At 69.0% G+C, this 21,666-nt stretch carries 16 protein-coding genes; 6 read left to right on the top strand and 10 right to left on the bottom strand.

The window, feature by feature from the left end; all coding sequences use genetic code 11:
- Positions 1 to 21: 21 nt before the first annotated feature.
- Complete coding sequence (locus RUR49_RS13375; RefSeq protein WP_409146877.1) at positions 22 to 1,101, bottom strand: spermidine/putrescine ABC transporter substrate-binding protein; 1,080 nt, start codon at positions 1,099 to 1,101, stop codon at positions 22 to 24.
- Between the two features lie 200 nt (positions 1,102 to 1,301).
- On the opposite strand from RUR49_RS13375, the gene RUR49_RS13370 reads away from it, so the two are divergent.
- Positions 1,302 to 2,774, top strand: a complete 1,473-nt coding sequence (locus RUR49_RS13370; protein WP_409146876.1) for an aldehyde dehydrogenase family protein — start codon at positions 1,302 to 1,304, stop codon at positions 2,772 to 2,774.
- A 48-nt stretch (positions 2,775 to 2,822) separates the two neighbouring features.
- Here the strand turns inward: RUR49_RS13370 and RUR49_RS13365 are convergent, their stop codons facing one another.
- From RUR49_RS13365 to RUR49_RS13350, 4 genes are read right to left on the bottom strand one after another with little or no spacing between them, the layout of a single operon-like run.
- Complete coding sequence (locus RUR49_RS13365; RefSeq protein ID WP_409146875.1) at positions 2,823 to 3,554, bottom strand: SDR family NAD(P)-dependent oxidoreductase; 732 nt, start codon at positions 3,552 to 3,554, stop codon at positions 2,823 to 2,825.
- Positions 3,555 to 3,572: 18 nt separating this feature from the next.
- Entirely contained in the window at positions 3,573 to 4,811 is a 1,239-nt protein-coding gene (locus RUR49_RS13360) for a M20/M25/M40 family metallo-hydrolase (RefSeq protein ID WP_409146874.1), read from the bottom strand.
- A complete protein-coding gene (locus RUR49_RS13355) occupies positions 4,808 to 6,598 on the bottom strand; it encodes a hydantoinase B/oxoprolinase family protein (protein ID WP_409146873.1) in 1,791 nt (596 codons plus the stop codon). The genes RUR49_RS13360 and RUR49_RS13355 overlap by 4 nt, the downstream gene beginning before the upstream one ends.
- Positions 6,595 to 8,667 carry a hydantoinase/oxoprolinase family protein gene (locus tag RUR49_RS13350; protein WP_409146872.1) on the bottom strand — a complete coding sequence of 691 codons (2,073 nt, stop codon included), beginning with the start codon at positions 8,665 to 8,667 and terminating at the stop codon, positions 6,595 to 6,597. The genes RUR49_RS13355 and RUR49_RS13350 overlap by 4 nt, the downstream gene beginning before the upstream one ends.
- Positions 8,668 to 8,854: 187 nt before the next feature.
- Between RUR49_RS13350 and RUR49_RS13345 the strand changes: the two genes are divergently transcribed.
- Complete coding sequence (locus RUR49_RS13345) at positions 8,855 to 9,484, top strand: cupin domain-containing protein (protein WP_409146871.1); 630 nt, start codon at positions 8,855 to 8,857, stop codon at positions 9,482 to 9,484.
- Positions 9,485 to 9,500: 16 nt separating this feature from the next.
- Here RUR49_RS13345 and RUR49_RS13340 read toward each other — a convergent pair whose 3' ends face one another.
- From RUR49_RS13340 to RUR49_RS13325, 4 genes are all read right to left on the bottom strand, one after another.
- A complete protein-coding gene (locus RUR49_RS13340) occupies positions 9,501 to 11,258 on the bottom strand; it encodes an amino acid ABC transporter permease/ATP-binding protein (RefSeq protein ID WP_409146870.1) in 1,758 nt (585 codons plus the stop codon).
- A 124-nt stretch (positions 11,259 to 11,382) separates the two neighbouring features.
- Complete coding sequence (locus tag RUR49_RS13335; RefSeq protein WP_409146869.1) at positions 11,383 to 12,249, bottom strand: transporter substrate-binding domain-containing protein; 867 nt, start codon at positions 12,247 to 12,249, stop codon at positions 11,383 to 11,385.
- A 241-nt stretch (positions 12,250 to 12,490) separates the two neighbouring features.
- On the bottom strand, positions 12,491 to 13,486 hold the full coding sequence (locus RUR49_RS13330; protein WP_409146868.1) for a succinylglutamate desuccinylase/aspartoacylase family protein: 996 nt from the start codon (positions 13,484 to 13,486) through the stop codon (positions 12,491 to 12,493).
- 8 nt (positions 13,487 to 13,494) lie between these two features.
- Complete coding sequence (locus RUR49_RS13325) at positions 13,495 to 15,030, bottom strand: 4-hydroxyphenylacetate 3-hydroxylase family protein (RefSeq protein WP_409146867.1); 1,536 nt, start codon at positions 15,028 to 15,030, stop codon at positions 13,495 to 13,497.
- A 160-nt stretch (positions 15,031 to 15,190) separates the two neighbouring features.
- Between RUR49_RS13325 and RUR49_RS13320 the strand changes: the two genes are divergently transcribed.
- The 4 genes from RUR49_RS13320 to RUR49_RS13305 all read left to right on the top strand — a co-directional run bounded on the left by RUR49_RS13320 (position 15,191) and on the right by RUR49_RS13305 (position 19,074).
- A complete protein-coding gene (locus tag RUR49_RS13320) occupies positions 15,191 to 15,727 on the top strand; it encodes a MarR family winged helix-turn-helix transcriptional regulator (protein ID WP_409146866.1) in 537 nt (178 codons plus the stop codon).
- A 185-nt stretch (positions 15,728 to 15,912) separates the two neighbouring features.
- On the top strand, positions 15,913 to 16,809 hold the full coding sequence (locus RUR49_RS13315) for a polysaccharide deacetylase family protein (protein ID WP_409146865.1): 897 nt from the start codon (positions 15,913 to 15,915) through the stop codon (positions 16,807 to 16,809).
- Positions 16,806 to 17,717, top strand: a complete 912-nt coding sequence (locus RUR49_RS13310) for an NAD-dependent epimerase/dehydratase family protein (RefSeq protein WP_409146864.1) — start codon at positions 16,806 to 16,808, stop codon at positions 17,715 to 17,717. Before RUR49_RS13315 ends, RUR49_RS13310 begins: the two co-directional genes overlap by 4 nt.
- 184 nt (positions 17,718 to 17,901) lie before the next feature.
- Complete coding sequence (locus RUR49_RS13305; RefSeq protein WP_409146863.1) at positions 17,902 to 19,074, top strand: M20 aminoacylase family protein; 1,173 nt, start codon at positions 17,902 to 17,904, stop codon at positions 19,072 to 19,074.
- Here the strand turns inward: RUR49_RS13305 and RUR49_RS13300 are convergent.
- Entirely contained in the window at positions 19,071 to 21,608 is a 2,538-nt protein-coding gene (locus RUR49_RS13300; protein ID WP_409146862.1) for a heavy metal translocating P-type ATPase, read from the bottom strand. The genes RUR49_RS13305 and RUR49_RS13300 overlap by 4 nt on opposite strands.
- Positions 21,609 to 21,666: the final 58 nt, after the last annotated feature.

Below are 21,666 nucleotides of genomic sequence, written 5' to 3'. Positions count from 1 at the left end.
CCGTGAGCCCGAGCCGTCAGATCACTTCGCGTTCATGATCTCGGTGACGGTGCGCGAGTAGGCCTTCTGCGTCTGGCCGACGTCGACCATCTGTTCCTGCGCGAGAAGCTCGGCCGGCGTCATCTTCATGTTGGGGAACTGCTCGAGGAGGGCGGGGTCGAGGGCCTCCATCGCCTTCTTGTTGGGCGTCTTGTACATGATGTTCTCGGTCACCCACTTGCCGACGTCTTCCGACAGCACGAAGTCGATGAAGGCGTGGGCGGCGTCCTTGTTCTCCGACGCGGCGGTGACGACCATGGTGTCCGTCCAGAGGTCGGTGCCCTCCTTCGGGATGACGTAGGTGATGTCCTTGTTCTCGGCGATGCCGTAGTTGCACCAGCCGTCCCAGGCGTGCACCAGCGAGGCCTCGCCCGACACGAGCTTCGAGTAGAACGTCGTGTCGTCGTAGGAGAGGAGGTTCTTCTTCGCCGCGATCAGGGCGTCGCGGGCCTGGTCGATCTTCGCCGGGTCGGTCTCGTTCACCGAGAAGCCGAGCGACTTGAAGCCGGCGCCGAGCAGCCAGCGGTCGGTGGCGAGCATGGTGATCTTGCCCTTGAGGGCGTCCGGCGGGTTCATCAGCGCCTGCCAGCTGTCCGGCGAGCCCTCGACGAGGTCGGTGCGGTAGCAGAGGCCGGTGGTGCCCCAGGCGTAGGGGACGGAGAAGGTGTTGCCGGGGTCGTACTTCAGCTGCGAGCCCTCGGGATAGAGGTTCGCAAGGTTCGGGATCTTCGCGTGGTCGATCGGCGCCGAGAGGTTGAGGGCGTGCAGCGCCTGGGCGAACGGGGCGGAGACGAAGAGCACGTCGTAGCCCTTGCCGCCGCCGGCGACGACCTTGCCCATCACCTCCTCGTTGGTGGCGTGGACCGTGAGCTCGGCGTCGTAGCCGGTGGCAGCCTTGAAGCGCTCCAGCAGGTCCGGCGGCATGTAGCCGTCCCAGTTGCCGATGACGATCTTGCCCTTCGAGGCGTCCTGCGCGAGGGCCGCGGGGGCCGCGAGCAGCAGTCCGGCGCCGATGGCGGCCGCGGCGCCGAGGAGGCGCGCCTTGTGGTCGATGAATGCCATTGCCGTTCCCCTTCGTGCGGTGGCCGGTGCGAGGGCACGCGGGTCCGCCATTGCGCGCCCCCGCTCCCGATCCCGCAGCGGCGCCGATGCAGCAGTGAAGCGCGAGGGGCGGGGGACGTCCAGCGCAAATGTGTACTTTTGACGAAAATAATGCAGTCTGGTTCGTGACAGGTCGGGCCGGTTCGGACGGAGGAGTGGGAATGCGGGACGGTCTCTACATCGGCGGGCGCTGGGAGAAGCCGGCGGCGGGCGGCACGTTCGAGGTCATCGACCCGGCGACGGAACAGCCGATTGCCAGCGTCGCGGCAGCGACGGCGGCGGACGTCGACCGGGCGGTGACGGCGGCCGCCGAGGCGCTGCCGGCGTGGAAGCGCACCAGCGGCGCCGAGCGCGCGAAAATCCTGCGCGCCATCGCCGAGGGCATCCGCGCCCGGCGCGACGAGCTCGCGGCGATCGAGGTCGCCGACAACGGCAAGCCGCTGCCCGAGGCGAAGTGGGACATCGACGACACCGCCGGCTGCTTCGACTTCTATGCCGGCCTGGCCGAGGAGCTGGACGGGCGGCAGGAACAGCCGGTCGCAGTCGGCGACCCGCGCTTCACCTCGAAGGTGCGGCGCGAGGCGGTCGGCGTCGCCGGCGCCATCATCCCGTGGAACTACCCGATGCTGATGGCGGCCTGGAAGGTCGCCCCGGCGCTCGCCGCCGGCTGCACGATGGTGCTGAAGCCGTCCGAACTGACGCCGCTGACGGCGCTCGAGCTCGGCGCCATCGCCGGCGCGGCCGGGCTGCCGGCGGGGGTGCTCAACGTCGTGCCGGGGCTCGGCCGCGACGCCGGCGAGCCGCTGACGCACCATCCGCGCGTCGACAAGCTCGCCTTCACCGGCAGCCTCGCCACCGGGCGGCGGGTGATGGCGGCGGCGGCCGAGGACATCAAGGCGGTGTCGCTGGAGCTCGGCGGAAAGTCGCCCTTCCTCGTCTTCGCCGACAGCGACGTCGAGGCTGCCGTCGAGTGGATCCTGTTCGGCATCTTCTGGAACCAGGGCCAGGTGTGCTCGGCGACCTCGCGGGTGCTGGTCGAGCGGCCGCTCTACGACGCCGTGCTGGAGCGCCTCGTCGAGGAGAGCCGGAAGATCACCATCGGCGGCGGCCTTGAGGAGGGCGTGCTGCTCGGCCCGCTCGTCAGCCGCGGCCAGCACGAGAAGGTGCTCGGCATGATCGGCGAGGGCGTCCGCGACGGGGCGAAGGTCGCCACTGGCGGCCGCGTGCCACAGCGCCGCGACCGTGGCTACTTCGTCGAGCCGACGGTGCTCGTCGACGTGCCGGAAACGTCCGCCGCCTGGCGGGAGGAGATCTTCGGGCCGGTGGTCTGCGTGAAGCCGTTCGACGGCGAGGCGGAGGGCCTCCGGCTCGCCAATGACAGCCCCTACGGGCTGGCGGCGGCGGTGATGTCGAAGGACGAGGAGCGGACGGAACGGGTGGCGCGCGATCTCGAGGCAGGCATCGTCTGGATCAACTGCTCGCAGCCGACCTTCAGCGAGGCGCCCTGGGGCGGCGTCAAGCGCAGCGGCATCGGCCGCGAGCTCGGCGTCTGGGGGCTGGAGAACTACCTGACGGTGAAGCAGGTGACCCGCTATGCGTCCGACGAGCCGTGGGGCTGGTACATCAAGGGGTGATGGGGGTCGGCGGCGCGCGCCGCCGCCGCCGTTCCGCCCGGCCCGTCGTCAGCCGACGATGTCCTCGCCGCCGTTCAGGTGGGTCACCGTGCCGGTGATGTAGTCGGCCGCGTCGGAGGCGAGGAATTCGGCGAGCCTCGCCACCTCCACGGGCCTGCCGTGGCGACGCAGCGGGATGCGGGCGATGCGCTCGGGGCTCGTTTCCAGAAGCGCGGTCTCGATGCCGCCCGGTGCAATGGCGTTGACCGTGATGCCCCACGGCGCGAATTCGCGTGCCCAGGACTTTGTCAGACCCAGGATCGCGGCCTTCGAGGCGGAGTAGATCGACGCGTTCGCGTGGCCGACGACACCCCAGTTCGAGGAGGTGTTGACGATCCGTCCGGCGCGCCGCCGCTTCATGCCGGCGAGGACGCCGCGCGTGGCTGAGATCGTGCCGCCGACGTTGACGTCGAACACGTGGCCGATGAAGGCGGCGTCGACGTCCTCGAGGGCGCCGTCGCCGGCGATGCCGGCATTGTTGATGAGAACGTCGACCGGATGCGCCTCGTCCAGCGCGCGGATACCGGCCTCGAAGCGGTCCACCTCCAGCATGTCGCAGGCGAAGGCGATCGCCGTGTGGCCGGAGCCCTCGAGCTCGCCCAGGGTGTCGGCGAGGGCGGCAGGCGTGATGTCGTGGGCGATGACGGTGCTGCCGAGGCCGGCGAAATGCAGTGCATGGGCCCGCCCGATGCCGGAGCCGGCGCCGGTGACGAGCACGGTCTTTCCCGCGAGATCGGACATGGCGCTGGCCCCCGGCCCTCAGCCGTTGAGATAGTCGAAGGCCGTCAGCGCGAAGATCGCGCCGAGGGCCACCAGTTCGTCGACGACGACGTGCTCGTCGGCGCCGCCCATGTTGTAGGCGGTCGGCCCGCACACGACGGTCGGCACGCCGGCGCCGCGATAGTGTCGCGCGTCGGAGGCGCCGACCCGCATGGTCACGGCCGGCACGCTGCCGAGCAGCGCCGCGCAGTTGGCGGACAAGAGGCGGATGATCGCGTGTTCGGGGTCGGTCCAGCTCGGCTCGTAGCGGCGGGTGATCTCCACGCCCACATCATGGAGGGCCGCTAGCCGGACGATCTCGCGCTCGACCTCGGCGACGGTGATGCCAACGGGCAGGCGAATATCGGCCGTGGCCTCGGCATGATCGGCGATGAGATTGGGGAGCCGGCCCCCCGAAATTGTGCCGAAGGTGATGGTGACGCGGCGCAGCACGTCGCTCTCGCCGGCACCCGACAGCACCTCGGAGACCTGGGAGGAGGCGGCGATGGCGTCCAGTACGCGCGGCGGCGCGTCGACCGGCAGATCCCGGACCGCGCGCAGGGCCGCGATGGCGTCGACCAGCTTCTCGATGGCGCTTTCGCCGCGGTGGACGTGGGCGGCATGGGCCGACCGGCCGCGGGCGGTGAGCTTCAGCCAGATCATGCCCTTCTCGCCGAAGCGCAGCACCCGCGGCGAGCCGGCGTCGGCGCTGATCATGGCGTCGCCGCGGGCGTGCGGCACGGTGTCGAGCAGGAGCTTCGAGCCGAGCACGCCCATGGTCTCCTCGTCGCCGGCGAAGGTGGCGACGACCTCCCCCTGCAGCGCCTCGCGGTGGGCGGCGAGATGGATCAGTGCGAACAGGATGGCGGCGAGCCCGCCCTTCATGTCGGAAATGCCGAGGCCGTAGAGCCTGCCGTCGCGCACCTCACCGTCCGGAGAGGCCGACCAGGCCGCGCGGCTGCCGAGCGGAAAGGTATCCAGATGGCCGTTCAGGATCAGGCGGCGGCCGGGCTGGCCGCCGCTGAGCCGCATCACGAGGTTCATCACATGGTCGGCGCCGCGATGGCGCTCGACCTCGATGGAGGGTGTGTCGGCGAGGATCGCCACCACCTCGTCGGCGACGGCGTTGGTGTCGCCGGGCGGAGTCTCGCTGCGCCTCGCCAGGAGCCGCAGCGCGATGGCGACGAGGCTGTCGCCATCCGCCCGTGCCGCCTGCGCCAGTCGATCGCGTACGCTCATCCCCGCTCCCCGGCCGCCCGAAGCGCCGCGGTGGCCGCGGCATCCACCGCGAAGTCGGCGGTGAGCGCCACCCGATAGACGGCACGGGCGCGCTCCGCGCTTACCCAGCCTTCGGCGACATCGGCGGCGACACGGGCGGGGTCGCGCGCTCCGGGCGCCCCGAACCCGCCGCCGCCGTTCGACAAGGACACCACCCGCTGGTCGGCCCGCACATGGACGTGCTCGGAGGTGGCGAGGGGGACGATCTCGCCGGCGTCCGATTCCAGATACTGGCTGGCCGGCAGCGCGTTGCCGCCGCCGCGCGTGCCGAGCGAGGGGTTGACGGTGCCGTCGCTGCAGAAGCCGAGCTCGAAATCGCAGTCGATCGGCCGGAACGTCGTCTTGATGCCCGGGGCGCCCCGGAAGGTGCCGGCCCCTTCGCTGTCGACGAGGATCTTGCGGGTCTCGATCATCATCGGGTGCAGCATCTCGTCGATCTCGATGCTGTCGTAGAAGGGCATGCCGGCATTGCCCATGCAGAACAGCGACAGCCAGCCGTCCTGGACCGGCGTGCCGGGGCCGCCGCCCGCGGCGAGGATCACCTCGTTGACGAAGGCGTGGCCGTTGCGCGGGTCGTGGCCAGAAATGACGCCGGCCGAGGGCGGCAGCGCGGCGCCGCCTTCCGCCATGCCGACGCTCGGGTCGATGGCGGCCATGGCGAGCTGCACGGCATTGGAGACGCGGTCGCCGAGATTGGTGGTGGCGACCGAGGTGGAGTGCGGGTGCCGCGGAATGCCGACGACGCAGTTCTCGCGCAGCCGCACCTCGATCCGCCGCAAGCTGCCGGCGTTCGGTGTCACCGGGCGCGGCAGGCTGTTGAGGACGCCGACCAGCGCGGCGGTGCGCGCACAGGCGTGGCTGAGGTTCACGCCGACCGGCAGGCAGTCGATGTTGTCGGTGAGGTCGACGATGATGCGGCCGCCGGCGGCGTCGACGGTGACGTCCGCATTGGCGGGAATGCCACCTGCCGGCGTGCCGGGCAGCGGGTCGTGCGTGCAGGTGCCGCGCGCCCGGCCCGACCGGATGGTTGAGATCACGTCGACCATCTGGCGCTCGGTGACGTCGAACCATTGCGCCGCGTGCTCGGTGAGGGCGTCCCAGCCGAGCTCCCGGCCCATCCGGATGATCTCGCGCTCGCCGATGCGGGCGGCGCCGACCATGGCGAGATAGTCGCCGCGCCATTGCTCCGGCACGCGGATGCGCATCAGGCACATGTTGATGATGTCGCGATTGTCGCTATAGCCGGACTGTACCTTCACGGCGGGGAAGATCAGCGCGCCTTCCTCGTAGACGTCGCGCGCACTGCCCATGTAGGTGGTGGGCAACGAGTTGCCGCAGTCGGCCTGGTGAGCCTTCGCGACCACCGTGAAGCGGTGGACGTCGTCGTCGTCGAACACCGGCACCAGGATCGTGTGGTCGGCGGCGTGCGAATTGCCGTGATAGGGCGAGTTGTGCAGGAAGGCGTCGCCGCGCTTGACGTCCGGGTGGATGTCGAGCATCGCGCGCGCCATCAGGTCGGCGCCGCCAATGACGTGGATCGGATAGCTGTCGGCGGCAGTGAGCAGCTCGCACTCGGCGGTGACCAGCGCGCAGGAGAAATCGCGCGCGGTGTTGATGACGCCGGAGCGGGCGGTGCGCAGCAGTGTGTTGGCCATCTTGCGGGTCACGCCGTCGAAGCGCTTCTGCATGATCGCCATCTTCACGCCGTCGAAGCGGGTGGCCGCCGGGGAGGGTGCCTGCATGTTCATGTCCTCTCCTCTGCCGCGCCCTGGACGACGAGATGGCCACCGGGGCGCCGCACCGCGCGGGCACCGGGATTGATCACGATGGTGGTGAAGTTGCTGTCGACGATCGCCGGCCCGTGCACCTCGGTATCCGCCGGCAACTGCTCGAGCCGGTAGGCCGGGGCGTCGACCATCCCGGTCTCGCGGAAGAACATCCGCCGGTGCGACAGCGCCCCGATCCCCTGACCCTCGTCGCCAAGCCGGATCGCCTTGGCATCCGACAGTCGGCATCGGGCCAGTGCCCGCCAGCTCATGATCTCGACGGCGTCGCCATCGTCGCGGAAGGAGAACAGGTCGGTGTGGCGGGCGTGGAAGTCGGCGATCAGCGCAGCGACGTCTTCCTCGGTGTCGAAGCGGGCGCCGCGTAGCGGTACTTCGATCTCCCACACCTGCGAGGGATAGCGCGCCTCGATGGCGAGATCGATCCGCTGGTCGCGCGCCCCGGGGCCGGCCTTGTCGAAGAAGGCCTGCGCCCGGCCGATCAGTTCGGCAATGATGGCATTGGCGCGGGCCGCATCGAACGCCGTGGTCTTCATGAAACCGATCTGAGAGTACTCCGTCGAAAGTTCCGACATCATCGCGCCGGCGGCGCTGAGAGCAGCACCGACATCGGGGAAGATGATGGTGTCGCAGCGCAGCCGCCGCGCGATCAGCACCGCATTGATGCCGGCCGCGCCGCCGCCGCCGATCATCACCGTCTCCTGTGGATCGATGCCCTGCTTGACGGTGATGTCCTCGATGGCATTCACCATCCCCTCGGTGGTGAGGTCGAGGATCGACAGCGCCGCCTCCTCGATGCTGAGGCCGAGGGGGCCGGCGACATCGGCCTGGATGGCGTCGCGGGCCGCCTGCAAGGCGAGGCTCATCTGGCCACCGAGGAAGAAGGCGGGGTCGATGTAGCCGAGCGCGACGGCGGCATCCGTCACCGTCGGCCGGGTGCCGCCGCGGCCGTAGCAGACGGGACCGGGCGTCGAGCCGGCGCTCTCCGGGCCGACGTGCAGGAGGCCGGCGCTGTCGACCCGCGCGATGCTGCCACCGCCGGCGCCGACGCTCTTCACGTCCACCGAGGGGAAGCCGGTGAGGTTGCCCTGATAGATCGGCCCGAGCCAAGTCTCGCGGGTCCACGGCAGGGCGCCGTCCTTCACCAGCGAGACGTCGTAGGTGGTGCCGCCGGCATCGGTGACGATGGCCGTCGACGCGCCTTCCAACTCGGCGAAATGCCGGCCGGCGACCGGCGCCATGGCGGGCCCGGAGTTCAGCGCCAGGATCGGACGCTCGGCGAGGTCGGAGACGTCGACCAGCCCGCCCTGCGAGGTCACGGCGAAGATCTGGCCCGCGAGCCCGCGCTCCTCCAGCCGCTGCTTCAGGGCGCGCAGATAGTCGCTCATGATCGGCTTGAGCGAAGCGTCGATGGCGCAGGACGACGTGCGGCGATACTCCCGCACCGTCGGGTTGAGCTGGTGGGAAAGCGTGTATGGCACCCCCGGCAGGTGCTCCTCCAGCATCTCGCCGAGTCGCTGCTCATGGCGTGGATTGACGATCGACCAGATCAGCGAGACCGCCACGGCCTCGACCTTCTTCACCTTCAGTTGCTCGATCGTGGCCAGCGCCGCGACCTCGTCCAGCGGCGCATGCACCCGGCCGTCGGCCCAGATACGCTCGGGGATCTCGAAGGTCAGCGAGCGCGGGATGTAGGGCGCGGGGTAGGCGTTGCGATAGTTGAAGGGGTCGGTGCGGCCGCCCTCGCGGATCAGGAGAATGTCCGGATGGCCCTCTGTCACCAGCAGGGCGGTGCGGGCGGCCGTGCCGGTGACGACGGCGTTGATGGCGCGCGTCGTCGAGTGGAACAGGATCTCGGTCTGCGCCAGCAGGTCCCGGACGCTGACGCCGCGGGCGTCGGCCGCCAGTTCGACGGCGCCCAGAATGCCGCCGAGCGGGTCGGGATAGGTGGTGGGCGACTTGAACATGGTCGCGGCGTTGCCGGGGTCATCGACCATCAAGTCGGTGAAGGTACCCCCCACGTCGATCGACATCCGCATCACTGATCCCTCTCCGACCCTGTCCAGTCACCTATGCAAGTCACTTGCGCATAATGCAATAAAATTTCATGAAATGCGGCAAAAGCGTTTTTGCTTGCGTTTTGCACAAGCTCCGGGGGCTCTGTTAAGGAAGAACGGGCGTGGGCACCCGAATCCCCCAGCGGATGAATCCGAGGTCACGGTGGCAGAAGCCGCCAACGAACCGGGCAGTGTGACGATGACGAACATCGAGATCGACGATGGCGACGACGGCCTGCCGGCGGTCGGCCCGCGGGTGCGCTATCTGCGCCGGATGCACAGGCTGCGGCTGAAGGACCTGGCGGCCGCCGCAGGGTGCTCGGAGAGCCTCTTGTCCCGCATAGAGAATTCATTGGTGGTGCCGTCGCTGAGCACGCTGCACCGCCTCTGCAAGGCTCTGAACGTCAATGTCGCCGCTCTGCTCGACCCTAAAGAGGACGAGATCTGCACCATCTACGGGCCGAACGACCGTCCGCGCTACACCCGCAACGCCGCCGAGGAGGGGGATGGCAGCACCGCGGAAATCCTCACTCCGTTCACCCAGCACCGCCAACTCGAAGGATTGCTGCTGGAAATGCCCGCCGGTGGACCGATGTGCGGGCCTTTCCAGCATGCCGGCGAAGAGGTCGGCTATGTGCTGACCGGCGAACTCGAACTCGTCGTCGAGGGTGAGCAGTACCGGGTTCCGACCGGCTACAGCTTCTTCTTCCTCTCCGACCGCATCCACAGCTATCGCGCCGCCGGCGACGAGAACTGCAGGGTGATCTGGATCAACACCCCGCCGACATTCTGAGAGACTGCCCGGGACGTCAGCCATGACTGACCGCGCGAAGGAAGCGGCGCGTGCGGTCATGGGTCGGATTGTCGATCACCTGCTCTGGCGGCCCCTCCTCGACCACGACACCGCCATCGATGAAGACGACCCGGTCGGCGACTTCTCGGGCGAAGCGGATCTCGTGCGTCACCACCACCATCGTCATGCCGGCATCCGCGAGTTTGCGCATCACGCCGAGCACTTCGCCGACCAGTTCCGGGTCGAGCGCCGAGGTCGGCTCGTCGAACAGCATCAGGCGGGGCGAGATGGCGAGGGCGCGCGCGATGGCGACGCGCTGCTGTTGCCCGCCGGACAGGCGGTGGGGCAGATGATGGATGTGGTTCTGCAGGCCCACCTCGCCGAGCAGGCGGGTCGCCATCGTGCGCGCGACGTCGGGCTTGATGCCGAACACCCGGACCGGCGCTTCCATGACGTTCTCGAGCGCGCTCAGATGGTTGAACAGGTTGAAGTGCTGGAAGACCATGGCGATGCGGGCGTCCGCCCGCGCCTTCGCCAGCCGCCCCGTCGGGCGCGGCTGTCCGCCGGGCAGCATCTGGTAGCCGACATAGGCGCCGCCCACGGTGATGGTGCCCCAGTCCACCGATTCCAGGTGGTTGATGGCGCGCAGGAAGGTGCTCTTGCCGGAGCCGCTCGGTCCGAGCAGGACGACGACCTCGCCCCGGTTGACCGTGAGGTCGATGCCGTTCAGCACCTTGTTGGACCCGTATTCCTTCTGCACGTTGCGGCAGACCACCAGCGGCTCGCCGCGCGGCACCGGGTCGGCGTCGGCGTTCACCAGGGTCTTGAACAGATCGTCCGAGGCCGCCGTCCGGGCGGCCGGCGTCTCGTCGGCCGCCGCATCGACCGGGATCGGTGCAGGAGACGGAGCGGCCTCGGGCTTGAGCCGGAAGCCGAACATCCTGCCGAAGTCATTGGTGCTGCGCTTGTCCTTCTCCAGGTCGAAGCGTCGCTCGGCCCAGCCCTGTGCAATCGAAATGACGCTCACCAGGATCAGATAGATCACCGCCGTTGCGGCGAACACCGTGAAGAACTTGTTGTTCTGTCCGACGATCTGCTGCGATCGAAAAGTCAGTTCGTTGACGAAGACGATAGAGGCGATCGATGTCAGCTTCAGCATGCTGATCGTGTCGTTGCCGACGCCGGGCAGGATGGCACGCATCGCCTGCGGCAGGATGATCCGGCGCAGCGACAGGAACGGACCCATGCCGAGCGACGACGCCGCGATCGACTGGTTGCGGTTGACCGACAGAATGCCGCCGCGAATGATCTCTGCGCTGAACGCGGCCTGGTTGAGGGAGAAGCCGATGACGGCGGTGGTGAAGCTGTCGAACTTCAGGCCGACGAAGGGCAGGGCGTTGAAGATGAACACCAGTTGCAGCAGCTGCGGGGTGCCGCGCGTGATCCAGATGTAGAACCACGACACCGCCCGCACGATCGCGAGCGTGGACAGCCGCATCAGCGCCAGCACGAGGCCCAGGATCAGGCCGAGCGTCATCGAGATGGCGGTAATCTTGACGGCGACCCAGGCGCCCTCCCACAGGAACGCCGAGGCGCAGTAGGACAGGAATTCCCAGAACCAGCCGAACGCCATGTTCGCGTAAGGGTCGACGGCGCTCAGGCCGCTCGCCATGTCCTCGATGCTCGTTCCGGCCGGGGCCTGCGCCCGGGCCGGCATGACGCCGACCAGTGCCGTTACCGCCGTGCCGAGGCCGGCTTTTTGAAGTCGTTTCATCTGCGAGGGTCCCGCGCCCTGGACGCCGCCTTCGTGCGGGCAGCCATCCCACGGAGGCATGCCGGACCGGCGGACCGCTCCGGCATGCCGTGATGACAAACGAGCAGCAATCGCTCTGTTTTTCTCACTCCGTCTTTATGACGACCGGAATCTGCAGCGCTTCGTCTGTGTTGTACCGGGAAAAGATCTCTTTCTGGGTGCCGTTCGCCTGCATGATCTTGAGGCCGTCATAGACGGCCCTGACGAGATCCTCGTTGCCCTTCTTGATGCCGACGCCCATCTCGAAGCCGCTGGCGATCGAGAAGGCGCGCGTGTACTTGGTCGGGTTGGAGGCCGCGATGAAGTCGATGTAGCCGAGGTCCCACATCAGGATTTCGGTGCGCTCGCTCTCGAGCAGGCGCAGGCCGGCGGCGAGATCCTGGAACGGCATGGTGGTGATGGCCTCCTTGCCTTCGGCCGCGCAGACCTCCTGCTGCTTCAGGGTGGCAGCCTCTTCGATGCTGCCGACGCCATAGGCGACGGACTTGCCGCAGAAATCAGAAAGGGAGGCGACACCCTTCGGGTTGCCAGACGAGACGAGGGCGCCGGTGCCGGCTCCCATGTACATGACGAAGTCGATGTTCTTGGCGCGGTCCGGCTTGTAGTAGAGGTCGTCCCACATCGCATCGATCTGGCCGGACGTGACCGCCGGCAGGATGCCCGACCAGGCGCCGAGCACGAATTCGTACTTCGCGCCGGCGCAATCCATCACCACCTTTGCCAGATCGACGGCGATGCCGCGAAGCTTGTCGAAGTCGGCCGGGTCGCGTGCGACGTAAGGCGGGGTCTGCGGGTCGGCTCCGAATGTGACGGTCTTGCCGACGAGGGCCGGATACTTGGTGGCGAGCTTGTCCGGCTCGCAGGCCGGGTCCATCGACGCCGAGGCGACATTGGCAGACAGGAGGCTCGCGGAAACTGCCGCGGCGAATGTGAAGGACAGGCGAACGCTCATTATTCGACTCCGTGATTGTCGCTGAGGCAAGCCGCTGTACCCACCGGAGCAAGACGGCAATTTCGTTTTATCGATATGCAAGTCAACTTGCATAAGACGCAATGAAGCAATCCGCGTGCCAGGCGGCCGCGAGGGTATTGCTGATGTTGGCGGAAGGGGGCTGCCGCTTTTTTGCCCATCGGGCGGGTCTTTGCGCCCGCCTGCGATCCAACGGGCGCCACCGGCCTGCGTGGCCTGGGGGTCAGACGAGTCCGAGCGTGGCGACGCGCTCGCCGCGCGATACCGTGCTGAGCGTGGTGGCGCGAACGAACAGGCCGTCCTCCGGCGCCGTCACCACTTCCACCTCGTCGCCATACACATTGAAGATGCGGCACAGGACCTGACCGCGCACGACCGGCTGCCCGAGTGCGACTTCGGTGATCAGGAGTCCGCCGTGCTGGGCGCGGATGCCGAGGAAGTCACGCATCACATGGGTCTGCGCCGGGGCCACGGGCTCGCCGCCGATCATCCCCAGCGAGCGCAGCAGGTTCAGCACGCAGTCCGCGCCGATTTCAACGAACTCGATGTCGAGCCGCCCGCCCTCGCCGATCTCGAAGGTCAGAGACGGGACGCCGGCCCGGGTGGCCTCCACGCACAAGATCCCGTCGCTGATGTACATGCCGTGCTCACCCCGCATGATCCAGCCGGTGCCAAGGGCATGCGCCATGTCCTCGGCTCTGGCCGCGTGGGGGCCGAGCCCGTGATGGGGCAGGATGGCGATCGGAACATACTTGCCGCCGCGCGTCGGGGTGTGGACGTCGAGCGCGTAGTCGCACCGGGTGATCAGGCGGAACAGCGTCGCCGCCATCACCTGGGCGATGTTGCCATTCGCGTCGCCGGGAAAGCAGGTCCAGGCGTCGGCCGGCACTTGGTCGAGCGGCGATTTCAGAAACTGGGCGAGCGGCAGGCGATGGTCCGCCTGTAGGGCGAGGGGCTGCTGAACCGGCACGCAGACGATGCTGCCGGTCAGCTGCTCCGGATCGACGCGGGCGAGGGCGCGCGTCACCAGCGCGATGCTGTTGACCTCGTCGCCGTGGATTCCGGCACCGATGTAGAGCCGCGGGCCGGGCCGCACGCCGTTGATGAGCAGCAGCGGCAGGTTCACCACCGTGCCATCCGCCAGTTCCAGCGCCGGCAGCTGTGCGCGCACGCTCGTCCCCGGCGCGACCGTGATGCCTTCGAGAATGAGGGGGTCCATCGCGGTCCTCAGTGCGCCAACGCCACCAGCGGGGCGGGGGTTCGAGCGAGAGGCGAAGCCGAGGTCGCTGCGGGGGGCACGGCGTCGGTGGCCAGGTCCGGCGTGCCATAGCTTCCCAGCATCGCATCCACTGCGCCGCTCGCCTTCGCCCAGTCGAAGGTCCGGAAGGCCATCCCGGTCGTCACCGTGCGCGGACCGGAATAGAAGATCTCGTATTGCGCATGGCGTGAGGCGAATTCCGAGCCGATCGCATCCCAGGCCAGCTTGAACAGCTTGACCCGTTCCTGCGAGCTCATGGCGGGGGAGTACTGTGTCCGCTTGATCAGCGGCGCAATGTCCGGGTGCTCGAAGTCCTCGACACAGGACGGCAGCATGAGCACGCCGCCGCCGGAAAGTTCGCGCAAGGCATGGATGATCTTGGGGTAAAGCAGCTGCGACTGCACCTGTGCGGCATAGATCAGGCCCGCATCGGGCAGGAAGTACTTCCCGCGGTGACGCCCCTTGGCCTCGGCGCCGTAGACGAAGGCTTCGATCATCCCGACGTGGGCGGCGAGTTCGCCGAGCGTCTCCCGCACCTGCGGATAGTTGAACGTGCCGATGGTCTCGGTGATCTTGCGCGCCAAGCCGACGAGAAAGCGCAGCTTGACCAAGAGGCGGATCTCCGACTGGTAGTTCTGGTAGGCATGGGCCGGCGTGTCGTGCCACTGCGCCAGCTGGGCCCGGGTGTCGCGATGCACGAAGATGCGGTCCCACGGGATCTTCACGTCGTCGAAGTAGAGCAGCGCATCGTTCTCATCGAACCGGCTCGACAGCGGATAGTCGAATGCGGACGAGGCCGCCCCTTCATAGGACCGGCGCGACAGCAGCTTGATCCCGCGCAGGTTCAGCGGGACGGCGGCGGTGAAGGCATAGCGGGCTTCGTCGTCCTTCAGCGGGCGCAGCGTCGTGACCAGCACCTCGTTGGACAGCACCGCGCCGGTACCGAGCATCTTGGAACCACGCACCGTGATGCCACCGGCATCCTCGTCGACGATGGCGACCGCCAGGTCGGCGTTGCCCTCGGAGCCGGTGGACCGGGAGCGGTCGCCCTGCGGGTCGATGACGACGTAGGAAATGTAGAGGTCGTTCTCGCTGGCGTAGCGATAATAGTCGCTGACCACGCCGGGCCTGCCGCCAGCATGCGCCGCATAGACATCGAGGCCCATGTACATGGCCCCGATGGTGGAGGCGACATGGTCGGGCGCCCGCCCCATGAAGCCGTGATGCACCTCGGCCCAGGCGACCAGCGCCTCGCGGCGGGCGACGAGTTCCTCGTAGCGCGTCGGCAGATGCCAGGCACGGCTGACGCGCGCGCCGTTGCCGGCTTCGATCGTCATCTTTCCGATGTTCTCGGGCAGAGACTGAACATCATAGAGGTCGGCGACCGTGCGGGCGGCGTTGCGGAAGGCCGGATGATCGGCGACGTTCTGCACCCGCGCGCCGTCGATGTAGACGCAGCGGCCGTCGTTCAGGCTGCGCAGATGGCTCTCGGCTGATTTCGACATGAGCGGGCCCTCGGCATCCGGCGTTGACGAATGATCGATAACTAACTTAGCTATGTCAATTATATAAATCCGGCCGGGCCTGCCTGTCTTGGAGGCACTTTGCGTGTGATGTCGGCTTGCGCTAACGCAGACGCCGGTTGGCGCGTGACGGGTGAATCAGTTGGCAGATGACAAGCAGGCCGCGCCGGCCCGGGCCGCACCCCTGACGACATCACGCGCCGCTCTGCTGGTGGACGGCAGCGACCGCCCGTTCCGCGACACGGTGCGCGACCTGGTGGATTTTTCGGCCCGGTTGCAGCAGATCCGCGAGGGCATCGCCCGCGGCATGGGCCTGACGCCGCCGCAGTACAACATGCTGATGACGCTCTCCCAGCTCGGCGACGACGTGACGGTCGGCGACCTCGCCGAGCGACTGCGGGTCAGCGTTCCATTCGTCGTCACCGAGACGCGGCGGCTGGTGGTGTTGGGCCTGCTGGAGAAGCGCCCCGACGCCGTCGACCGCCGCCGGGTCATGCTGGTGCTCACCGACAAGGCATGGGCAGCTCTTGACGACATCGCCCCGCTGCAGGTGAGCGTCAACGACACGCTGTTCGGCACGCTCGCCGCCGGCGATCTGGAAACGCTGACGCGCCTGACGCGCGGGCTGCTGTCGTCCTGCGATGCGGCTCTCGCCACGGCCCTGGACAAGCGCGACTAGCTGGCGTGCAAGCCGCCGTGTGCAGTGCCTGGGGCCAGCGCGCACGGGTGTCGCTCCGCCAGCGTTCCGCCTGAAGGTCCAGAACCTGCATGCGTGGTGTCCGCCGCGCCGCCAAGCCTTGTGTCGCGTCGGTGAGTTGCGTATTACGCAATTGACTTGCATGAATGCCGAGGGGGACGGACCCGATGTCGATGCGCGATTTCCTGGGGTACGGCGAGCATCCTCCGCACGCCCGCTGGCCGAACGGCGCGCGCATCGCGCTCAACATCAACCTCAATTTCGAAGGCGGCGGCGAGCGATCGCTCGCGGAGGGTGACGGCCAGTCGGAGGACGTCCTCAACGACATCGGCCAGCCGGCCCTGACCGGCCTGCGCAGTCCGATGGTCGAGACCGTGTTCGAGTATGGCTCGCGCGTCGGCGGCTGGCGCCTGCTGCGGCTGTTCCGCGAGCGCGGCATCAAGGTGAGCCTGCTGGCGGTGGCGAAGGCGGCCGAGGCAAACCCCGATCTCACCCGCGCTTTCGTCGCCGACGGCCATGAACTCGTCTCGCATGGCTATCGCTGGCTGGACTACCAGGTCATGCCCGAAGCCGAGGAACGGGAGCACGTCCGCCTCGCCATCGAGACGCTGGAGCGCGTCACCGGCGTGCGCCCGACCGGCTGGATGACGGGCCGCCCGAGCGCCAACACGCGCCGTCTTCTCGTCGAGCACGGCGGCATCACCTACGACCGGGACGCCCTGAACGACGAACTGCCTTACTGGGTCGACGTCGACGGCCACCAGCATCTGGTCGTGCCCTATTCGTTCGAGACCAACGACAACCGCTTCAACCAGAACAGCGGCTTCTCCAGCGGCGATGATTTTGCCCGCTACATGAGCGACTGCTTCGACGTCATGTATGCCGAGGGCGCCACCAGCCCGAAGCTGATGTCGCTCGCACTGCATGACCGGCTGATCGGCCGGCCTGGCCGCATCACCGGCCTGATGCGCTTCCTCGACCATGTCGCGCGCCACGACGACGTTTGGATCTGCACCAGCGCGGAGATCGCCGCCCACTGGCGCGCCGAACACCCCGCGCCGTGAAGCGGGTCCACGTCACAGGCGCCAGCGGCTTCATCGGGCGCGCCGTCGTCGCGCGCCTGCGCGAAGCCGGGCACGACGTGACCGGAAGCGACCTCGCCGCTGCGCATGGGGTGCTGCCGCTCGATCTGCGCGACCGGGCGGCCGTAGTTGCGATGATCCGTGATCTCGCGCCCGACATCGTCGTGCATGGCGGCGCCATCTCCGGCGCCATGCTGGCGACCGGCGATCCGGCGCTGATGTTCGACATCAACGTCGCCGGCACCCTCAACGTCGCGGAGGCGATGCGCCAGGCCAGGGTCGCCCGCCTCGTCTTCCTGTCGCCCAACGCGGTCTATGCCGAGGCGCCGACGCGCGCGCCGGTGGGCGAAGAGGCCCCCCTCGGCGCCGGCGACGCCTATGGCGCCAGCAAGCTCGCCGCGGAGGCGATCCTGCGTGCCTATGCGGCGAGCCACGGCATCGCCACCATCGCGCTGCGGATTTCCTCGGTGTTCGGCGCCGGCCGTGTGACGCCCTATCTGATCTCGCAGACCCTCGATGCGGCGCGGACCGGTGCCGCCATCGAGGTCACCGACACGCGCTCCAACATGCGCCAGTTCGTCCATGTGTCGGACGCCGCCCGCGCGGTGTGCCTGGCGGTGGCGACGACGACGGTGGGCTTCACGCCGGTCAACATCAACGGCGGCACCTATCTGTCCGAGGAACAGGTCGTCCGGCTGTTGCTGGCCGAGATGCCGTCGCCGGTGCTGTCCGTCATCGCCGATCGCGGCCGCGACGACGACGGCTGCGTCGGCCCGCTCGATATCTCCCGCGCGGCCGCCCTGCTGGGCTACGCGCCCTCCGTCGACATCGCGGAGGCGCTGGCGGCGCTGGCGCAGCCGGCCGTGACGGCAGGCGCCCCGACATCCTGACGGGCACGCCCTCCAGTGGCGGGGACGTCGGGACCCGTCGACATCGGCATCCGCCTCGATGGCGCATCGGAAAGCGGCTTACAGCGGGTGCAAACGGCTTGGCAGGGGTGTCGGGCCGGGCCATTGTCGCACCGTCGGCGCCGCCCGTGGTGCAAGCGCGGACGCTGAGGGTTGAGGATCGAGAATGCCGCTCGTCGATGAGATCGTGAACGCCCACGCCGATCTGACCGCCTGGCGGCAGGAGTTGCACAGTTTTCCCGAGACGGCCTTCGAGGAGCACCGCACCTCGGCCTATGTCGCCGCAAAGCTCGAGAGCTTCGGCATCCCCCTGCAGCGCGGGCTGGCCGGCACCGGCATCGTCGCGACGCTGCAGGGCCGCCAGCCCGGCCCGGCCATCGGCCTGCGCGCCGACATGGACGCGCTCGACATCCTGGAAGCCACCGACCTTCCCTACCGCTCGACCATTCCCGGCAAGATGCACGCCTGCGGTCACGACGGCCACATGACGATGCTGCTCGGCGCCGCGCAGCACCTCGCCAGGACGCGCGATTTCGCCGGCACCGTCCACTTCATCTTCCAGCCCGCAGAGGAGATGGCCGGCGGCGGCAAGGTGATGGTGGAGCAGGGCCTGTTCGAGCGCTTCCCGATGCAGCAGGTCTATGGCCTGCACAACTGGCCGGGGCAGGCGTTCGGCACCTTCGCCGCCAGACCCGGTCCGATGCTGGCGGCGTCGGACGTGTTCGAACTGACGATCAAGGGCAGCGCCGCCCATGGCGCGATGCCGCATCTCGGCATCGATCCGATCGTGGTGGCGGCGGAACTGGTCTCGGCGCTGCAGACGATCACGAGCCGCAACCTCGACCCCCTGGACGCGGCGGTGGTGAGCGTCACGCAGATCCACGGCGGCGATGCCTGGAACATCATCCCGCCCGAGGTGGTGCTGCGCGGCACGGTGCGGACGTCCCTGCCGGCGGTGCGCGCCCTGGTGGAGGCGCGGATCCGCGCGGTCACCGCCGGCATCTGCGCGGCGCACGGCGCGACGGGCACGGTCTGGTACGACTATCGCTATCCGACGACGGTCAACACGGTGGCCGAGGTCGCACTCGCCCAGGCCGCCGCCGGTGCGGCCGTGGGATCGGCGAAGGTGATCACCGATCCGCAGCCGTCCATGGCCTCGGAGGATTTCGCCTACATGCTGGAGGTGAAGCCCGGTGCCTATCTCTGGCTGGGCAGCGGCCCGGGCCCGAGCCTGCACAACCCGGACTACGACTTCAACGACGCGCTCCTTCCCGTCGGCGCCAGCTATTGGGTGCGGCTGACCGAGCGGCTGCTCGCCGCCCCTGCCGTCGCCTCCTAAAGCTTTACCCGCCCCAGCCTCAGGGCATTGCCGATGACGCTCACCGACGACAGCGCCATCGCGGCGGCGGCGAGCATCGGCGAGAGAAGAAGCCCGAGGACGGGGTAGAGGATGCCGGCGGCGATCGGCACGCCGGCGGCGTTGTATACGAAGGCGAAGACGAGGTTCTGGCGGATGTTCGCCATCGTCGCCTTCGAGAGTTTCCGCGCCTGCACGATGCCGGACAGGTCTCCCTTCACCAGCGTCACGCCGGCGCTCTCGATGGCGACGTCGGTGCCGGTGCCCATGGCGATGCCGACATCGGCCGCGGCGAGCGCCGGGGCGTCGTTGACGCCGTCGCCGGCCATGGCGACGACGCGGCCGGCCTTCTGCAGCCGCTCGACGACGAGGCGCTTGTCGGACGGCAGCACCTCCGCCTCCACCTCGGTGATGCCGAGGGTGCGGGCGACGGCCTCCGCCGTGGTGCGGCCATCGCCGGTCAGCATGACGACGCGCAGGCCGTCGGCCTTCAGGGCGGCGATCGCCGCGGCGGCGGACGGCTTCACCGGATCGGCGACGGCGAGCGCCGCGGCCGCCTGCCCGTCGACGGCAACGAGGACGGCAGTGGCGCCGTCGCGGCGCAGCGCCTCGGCGGCCTCGACCGCCGCCGTCACGTCGATGCCGAGGCCGTGCAGGTAGCCGGCATTGCCGATCGCCACCCGCCGACCGTCGACAGTGCCGGAGACGCCCTTGCCGGCGACGCTGTCGAAGCCGGTCGCCTCGGCGAGCACCAGGCCACGCGCGGCGGCCCCGGCGACGACGGCCGCGGCGATCGGATGCTCGCTGCCGCGCTCGAGGCTGGCGGCGAGGCGCAGCGCCTCGTCCTCCGGGAGGGCGCCGAGGGTGCGGACGGCGGCGAGCGCCGGCCGGCCCTCGGTGAGCGTGCCGGTCTTGTCGACCACCAGCGTGTCGACGGCCTCCAGCCGCTCCAGTGCCTCGGCGTTGCGGATCAGCACGCCGGCGCGCGCGCCGCGGCCGACGCCGACCATGATCGACATCGGCGTGGCGAGCCCGAGCGCACACGGGCAGGCGATGATCAGCACCGAGACGGCGGCGACCAGGGCGTAGGTGATGCGCGGCTCCGGCCCGAACAGCGACCAGGCGGCGAAGGCGAGCACGGCGACGGCGACGACCAGCGGCACGAACCAGCCGGAGACGCGATCGGCGAGGCGCTGGATCGGCGCCCGCGAGCGCTGCGCCTCGGCGACCATCTGGACGATGCGCGCGAGCAGCGTGTCGCGGCCGACCTTCTCGGCCCGCATCACGAAGCCACCGGCCCGGTTGATGGTGCCGCCGACAACGGCGGCGCCCGTCTCCTTCTCGACCGGCATCGGCTCGCCGGTGACCATCGCCTCGTCGAGCGTGCCGCGGCCTTCCGCGATCGTGCCATCGACCGGCACCTTCTCGCCGGGGCGGACGCGCAGGCGGTCACCGACGGCGATCACGTCGAGGTCGACCTCCTCGTCGGTGCCGTCGGGGCGGATGCGGCTGGCGGTCTTCGGCGCGAGGCCGAGCAGGGCCTTGATGGCGCCGGAGGTGCGGTCGCGGGCCTTGAGTTCCAGCACCTGGCCGAGCAGCACGAGCACGGTGATGACGGCGGCAGCCTCGAAATAGACGGCGACCGCGCCGTGGGCGTCGCGGAAGCTCGGCGGGAAGACCTCCGGTGCCAGCGTCGCCACCAGGCTGTAGGCGAAGGCGACGCCGGTGCCGAGCGCGATCAGGGTGAACATGTTGAGGTTGCGCGTCTGGATCGACTGCCAGCCGCGCTCGAAGAACGGCCAGCCGGCCCACACCACCACCGGCGTCGACAGGGCGAGTTGCACATACGTCGAGGTGCGGGCATCGAACAGGTGCAGGCCCAGGACGTGGCCGCCCATCTCGAGGACGAACACCGGCAGCGTCAGCGCCAGCGCGATCCAGAACCGCCGCGTCATGTCGGCGAGCTCGGGGTTGGGGCCGCTGTCGGCGGTGATCACGTCCGGCTCGAGCGCCATGCCGCAGATCGGGCAGGAGCCGGGACCGACCTGTCGGATCTCCGGGTGCATCGGGCAGGTGTAGACGGTGCCTTCCGGCATCGGGGCCGGCGGCGGCGCGTCGGCCTTGTTCAGATACTTGCCCGGATCGGCCTCGAACTTCGTCCGGCAGCCGGCGCTGCAGAAGAAATACGGCTGGCCCTCGTGCTCGAAGCGGTGCTTCGCCGTCTGCGGGTCGACGCGCATGCCACAGACCGGATCGAGCACGCGGCCGTCGTCGACGGCGGGGGCGGTGTCGTGCCCGTGGGCGCCGTGGCTGTGTCCGGCGTGACCGTCGGCGCCGTGGTCATGGATGCCGTGGTCATGGGTGCCATGGCCGTGATCGGCGGGACCGGTCGCGGCCGCCTTGGCGCTCCCCCCGCAGCAGCTCGACGGCGCCGGTGCGTCGGCGGGCGCGTGACCGTGTCCCGTCTGCCCCGCGTGAGCCCGGCCGTGTCCGCCGTCGCTGCGCTCGTTTGCCATCGCTTGTCTCCGTCATCCCCGGCTCTATACCCTCACGGGGTATGCTCGTCTTGTCAAA

Source organism: Pseudoxanthobacter sp. M-2, from assembly GCF_046156265.1.
Classification (GTDB): Bacteria; Pseudomonadota; Alphaproteobacteria; order Rhizobiales; family Segnochrobactraceae; genus CAMDHY01.
This window is presented reverse-complemented; position numbering and strand designations above follow the sequence as displayed.

What these genes read in the sequence shown, in the direction of transcription:
- RUR49_RS13315 (WP_409146865.1), top strand. Translation starts at nt 15,913, where the DNA reads ATGTCGATGCGCGATTTCCTGGGGTACGGCGAGCATCCTCCGCACGCC.
- RUR49_RS13370 (WP_409146876.1), top strand. Translation starts at nt 1,302, where the DNA reads ATGCGGGACGGTCTCTACATCGGCGGGCGCTGGGAGAAGCCGGCGGCG.
- RUR49_RS13365 (WP_409146875.1), bottom strand. Translation starts at nt 3,554, where the DNA reads ATGTCCGATCTCGCGGGAAAGACCGTGCTCGTCACCGGCGCCGGCTCC.
- RUR49_RS13355 (WP_409146873.1), bottom strand. Translation starts at nt 6,598, where the DNA reads ATGAACATGCAGGCACCCTCCCCGGCGGCCACCCGCTTCGACGGCGTG.
- RUR49_RS13335 (WP_409146869.1), bottom strand. Translation starts at nt 12,249, where the DNA reads ATGAGCGTTCGCCTGTCCTTCACATTCGCCGCGGCAGTTTCCGCGAGC.
- RUR49_RS13350 (WP_409146872.1), bottom strand. Translation starts at nt 8,667, where the DNA reads ATGTCGATCGACGTGGGGGGTACCTTCACCGACTTGATGGTCGATGAC.
- RUR49_RS13300 (WP_409146862.1), bottom strand. Translation starts at nt 21,608, where the DNA reads ATGGCAAACGAGCGCAGCGACGGCGGACACGGCCGGGCTCACGCGGGG.
- RUR49_RS13330 (WP_409146868.1), bottom strand. Translation starts at nt 13,486, where the DNA reads ATGGACCCCCTCATTCTCGAAGGCATCACGGTCGCGCCGGGGACGAGC.
- RUR49_RS13375 (WP_409146877.1), bottom strand. Translation starts at nt 1,101, where the DNA reads ATGGCATTCATCGACCACAAGGCGCGCCTCCTCGGCGCCGCGGCCGCC.
- RUR49_RS13325 (WP_409146867.1), bottom strand. Translation starts at nt 15,030, where the DNA reads ATGTCGAAATCAGCCGAGAGCCATCTGCGCAGCCTGAACGACGGCCGC.
- RUR49_RS13305 (WP_409146863.1), top strand. Translation starts at nt 17,902, where the DNA reads ATGCCGCTCGTCGATGAGATCGTGAACGCCCACGCCGATCTGACCGCC.
- RUR49_RS13340 (WP_409146870.1), bottom strand. Translation starts at nt 11,258, where the DNA reads ATGAAACGACTTCAAAAAGCCGGCCTCGGCACGGCGGTAACGGCACTG.
- RUR49_RS13360 (WP_409146874.1), bottom strand. Translation starts at nt 4,811, where the DNA reads ATGAGCGTACGCGATCGACTGGCGCAGGCGGCACGGGCGGATGGCGAC.